The organism is Pseudomonas sp. P4_C3, assembly GCF_056402075.1.
In genome coordinates this window covers 1-2,769 of record NZ_JBFUIC010000449.1, presented here as the reverse complement: position 1 = coordinate 2,769, position 2,769 = coordinate 1, and the positions used below count along the sequence as shown (strand labels likewise).

The 2,769-nt window shown below is 51.8% G+C and carries 2 protein-coding genes and 1 pseudogene; 2 read left to right on the top strand and 1 reads right to left on the bottom strand.

Annotated elements, in window-relative coordinates; all coding sequences use genetic code 11:
- Window positions 1-381, bottom strand: a 381-nt coding sequence (locus tag AC1DVH_RS29135) for a LacI family DNA-binding transcriptional regulator (RefSeq protein ID WP_477756697.1), incomplete at its 3' end; no start/stop codon positions are given.
- Between the two features lie 461 nt (window positions 382-842).
- Between AC1DVH_RS29135 and AC1DVH_RS29130 the strand changes: the two genes are divergently transcribed.
- Together AC1DVH_RS29130 and AC1DVH_RS29125 are read left to right on the top strand one after the other, a co-directional pair.
- Window positions 843-2,402, top strand: coding sequence for a sugar ABC transporter ATP-binding protein (locus tag AC1DVH_RS29130; protein ID WP_477756696.1), 1,560 nt, complete (start codon window positions 843-845; stop codon window positions 2,400-2,402).
- Window positions 2,399-2,769: pseudogene (locus AC1DVH_RS29125) on the top strand (ribose ABC transporter permease); the annotation flags it as partial. The gene AC1DVH_RS29130 and the pseudogene AC1DVH_RS29125, both read left to right, overlap by 4 nt.

Below are 2,769 nucleotides of genomic sequence, written 5' to 3'. Positions count from 1 at the left end.
ATCATGCTCCGAGGCGAGTACAATGCCGTCAACACGTCTCTCATGCAGTGCTTTGACCGCTTTAAGCTCTTGTTCAGGATCTTTTTGCGTATTGACCAGAATCATCATCAAGCCGCTTTTCGCACATGCCGCTTCGATGGCACGTACTGTTTCACTGAAGTAATAGTTTGACAGCGTAGCAATCGCCACCCCTATAGCACCTGAAGAGGAGCGAGCCAGAGATCGAGCGAGCGAGTTTCGAATATAGCCTACGGACTCTACAGCCTGATTCACGCTACGGACGGTGTCGGGATGTACTTTGCGAGTACCGTTGAGTACGTGGGATACCGTAGACATTGATACGTTCGCGGCTCGCGCTACATCACTCATCTTTGCGCCCACTGTGCACCACTCCTTTCTCACGTGATTTCATGGATAGCGCTGAACTCATGCCCAGCGGTAAGCCATTGTAAAGCTCACGGCGAGAAAATGTGTCGCAGGCTCCAGGAATTGATGCCGGGACGGGCCCGTAATTTCGAGAGAGACCCAGCGAGGTGCGCTGTGCACCTGAAGTGGCTGAGGCGAGATGGTGGAATCCGCTATGCAGCATAGCCGGGCACTCCTTTTTTATTATTGTCGCGATCACATGGCGAACCGTTTACGGCACGCAGGGACGCTGTTGAAAAAAGCATAGCCGAGACGAAAACGCTTGCGCAAGCGCTTTCCTAACATTTTCACCTTTCCTTCGAGCGCAAAGGAAAGCGCTTGCGCAAGCGCTTTCCTTTGGACTATGTTTCTCGAACAAGAACACCGATGAGAGGTTTCAACTGCTTCTCAAATCGGTAGATAAGGAGTTAACCGCTATGCTGAGCACTGGATCTGAAAGTCCACCTCTTGCCCTATTGGAAATGCGCTCCATCTCGAAGTCATTCAATGGGGTACGCGTCCTGCATGACATCGATCTCAATATTTTCCCTGGACAAATCCACGCGTTAATGGGCGAAAACGGCGCCGGAAAATCCACGCTGATGAAAATCCTGTCGGGAGCCTATATAGCCGACAGTGGCACTATCCGAATCGATGGATGTGATATTCGAAACTATGGCCTGAACGATGCGAAGCGCCATGGCATTTCAGTTATCTATCAAGAGCTCAGCTTGTGCGCGAATATGAGCGTGGTCGAGAACATCTACCTGGGTAGGGAAATTCGTCGATGTGGAGTTGTAAACCACAAGGCAATGACCGAAGGCGCGCAGGTTGTACTAAAGCGACTTGGCGTCACATTTGATCCGCACGCGCTGGTCGGTACATTGTCGATCGCCGACCAACAACTTGTTGAAATCGCCCGTGCAATTCATGCCGATACGCGAATCCTGGTGATGGATGAGCCTACAACGCCGCTGTCTTCAAAAGAGACTGAAAGTCTATTTGCGTTGATTCGCCAGTTACGTGATGACGGTGTCGCAATCATCTATATCAGCCATCGAATGGCTGAGATATACGCATTGTCCGATTTCGTTTCGGTGCTCCGGGACGGCCGTTACGTGGGTTCGCTGGACCGTGGCACGTTATCGGCTGAAACCCTGGTCCGGATGATGGTGGGTCGCGATGTTTCCGGTTTCTATGCCCATGAGCGTGCTACGTGTTCTTACGAGCAACCGGTACTACGTGTCCGCAAACTTACTGACGGTTTAAAAATTCGAGATTGCAGTTTCGATCTGTATGCCGGCGAAATTCTCGGGATTGCAGGGCTGGTGGGCTCAGGGAGAACAGAACTTGCCCGATTAATTGCAGGTGTCGATGCATACTCGGGTGGACACATTGAACTGGACGGCGAAGTTGTAGCCATACGCTCCCCTCGCGATGCAGGCAATGCAGGTATCGCCTATCTGACAGAAGACCGTAAAGCCTTGGGCCTCTTTCTCGATATGAGTGTCCACGACAATATCAATGTTTGTGTATTGGGAAATGATGCTTCATTGACGGGTTTTGTGGACCGGACGGCTGGAACCGGACGCACCGAACAAGCCATTCAGGCACTCAATATCAAAGCATCTCCAGACATCAATGTCGGCGCGCTGTCTGGAGGCAACCAACAAAAGGTTTTGCTGGCTCGTCTGCTTGAGATGAAGCCCAAAGTGCTGTTCCTGGACGAACCCACCTCGGGTGTCGATATTGGAGCCAAAACAGAGATATATAAAATAATCAATGCATTGGCCGCCTCCGGCGTGTGTGTAGTGATGATTTCAAGTGAACTGCCAGAGATTGTTGGAATCGCTGACCGTGTATTGGTCATGTGTGAAGGGAAACTTGTCGCCGAACTCGGTGGCCGCAGCGGTGTTGATATTACACCCGAAACCATTATCGCGTTTGCCACAGGCAGCGACAGCTTGACTCTAGCCAACGGAGACTTAGTTCAATGACTTCCCCACTGCAACGCAAAGTGGCAAGTGACTTCATCACACCCAATGCGCGGAACATTGCCGGACCTGGCGCACAGGAAAAAATGCGCCAACTGATGAGGGTAGCGGGCATGCTCCCCGTATTGTTGCTCCTGTGTGTGGGCTTCAGCCTGATGAGCGACAGCTTTTTCTCGGCGCAGAACTTCTCGATCATCAGCCAACAAGCCTCTATCAATGTGGTATTGGCATCCGGCCTGACTTTCGTGATTTTGACCGGGGGCATCGACCTTTCAGTGGGTTCGATCCTGGCTGTTTCCGCGGTAGTGGCGCTGTTGGTATCGCAAGTTCCCGGATTGTCCTCTCTGGCCATCCCTGCGGGGCTTGGAAT

Coding starts and splice junctions, on each gene's coding strand:
- AC1DVH_RS29130 (WP_477756696.1), top strand. CDS start 843: ATGCTGAGCACTGGATCTGAAAGTCCACCTCTTGCCCTATTGGAAATG.